General features: G+C 43.4%; 1 protein-coding gene. It reads right to left on the bottom strand.

The window, feature by feature from the left end; translation table 11 throughout:
* Positions 1 to 332: 332 nt before the first annotated feature.
* A complete protein-coding gene (locus tag B5F91_RS14720) occupies positions 333 to 1,151 on the bottom strand; it encodes a carboxymuconolactone decarboxylase family protein (protein ID WP_204244712.1) in 819 nt (272 codons plus the stop codon).
* Positions 1,152 to 1,455 lie beyond the last annotated feature (304 nt).

Here is a 1,455-nt window from a genome sequence, read left to right as displayed (position 1 = left end):
AGAGGATTCGTAACATATTGGGTATCAATTACAACAAAATTCCTGCTTCCAATAAGAAGTGGGTGGGGGGATTATGTGCCTTTATCTAAGCTTAAATGAAAGAGCCGTGACACAGCCCTGTTTTTTCGCCCCTAAAACAGACATAAATATTTTTATAACCGGTTCCTGTCACACATTTTCCTTTCAGTTCTGATACAGACAAAAAACAAAAGATACGGAACATATATATTGAATATCAACGACATATATATCCCGTATCTCTTTTGAAATTGGTCATCAGGCGAATCAACGCATTCAGACGCATACGTTATTCACCCTCATCCGTTCTTCCATCATTTCAGCTTATCATATTCTTCATCCGTTACCGGCTCCAGCCATTCGTTTGAAGCATTTTCGCCGGGTATTTCGAATGCAAGGTGGGCAAACCAACTATCAGCAGCCGCTCCATGCCAGTGTTTCACGTTGGCAGGGATATGAATGACATCACCTGGAAGCATCTGCACGGCAGGCTTGCCTTCTTCTTGATACCAGCCACGTCCGGCCACACACACCAACATCTGGCCGCCGCCTTTCGTAGCGTGATGGATATGCCAGTTGTTCCGGCAACGAGGCTCGAAAGTCACATTAGAGAACGGGACTTGTTCGGCTGATACCCGAGCCAGATAACTGTTTCCGATGAAATATTGGGCGTATGCCGCATTCGGTTCACCAATCGGGAAAATCATTTCCCGCTGGAATGCAGCTTTCCCATTATCGCCAGCCGTATCTTCTGCCCAAACATCCTTTGCCAAACGGAAAGCTCCCCATGCGTTGGGCCATCCGGCATAAAAAGCCACATGAGTCAATAATTCCGAAATCTCGGTACGGGTCACCCCGTTACTCTTCGCGAATTGCAAATGATGGGTCAGCGAAGAATCTATAATGCCTTTACCTACCAAGGTAGCGATTGTAATCATGCTCCGGTCGTGCGGACTCAATCCCGGACGGTTCCATACTTCTCCAAAGAGAATGTCGTCATTGACTTTCGCAAATTCGGGAGCGAACTCTCCCAACTGCACGCGGCCTGCAGTCTGCGTAATTTTTTCTTGTGCCATAGTAACTTGAATATTAGTAGTTGATACCAGCATCCCCAAAAGGATGGCTTTCTTGATGTTCAATCTGATCTTTTTCATAAGCTCATCGTATTATCCGTTTCTATTGCCCAAAAATAAACGCTTTTCCGCACATAGCCATTATCAATATTACAGATTATTGTATCGAATTTACTTAGAAGCTGTTTTGAATTTCTCCAAAAAGTTTTTCTTGGCTTGATGTATCCGTTTTCGTGTGTGCTTTGGGCGACAAATTCAAAACAGCTTCTTAGAAACTGTTTTGAATTGATTTAAGAATAATGTTATAGGGCTACATACAATTCAGAATCAGCCGGTCAATTGGAAAAATGTTATATCTTTAAAG

It is taken from the genome of Bacteroides sp. An322 (assembly GCF_002161765.1).
In the GTDB taxonomy this organism is placed as follows: domain Bacteria; phylum Bacteroidota; class Bacteroidia; order Bacteroidales; family Bacteroidaceae; genus Phocaeicola; species Phocaeicola merdavium.
This window is presented reverse-complemented; position numbering and strand designations above follow the sequence as displayed.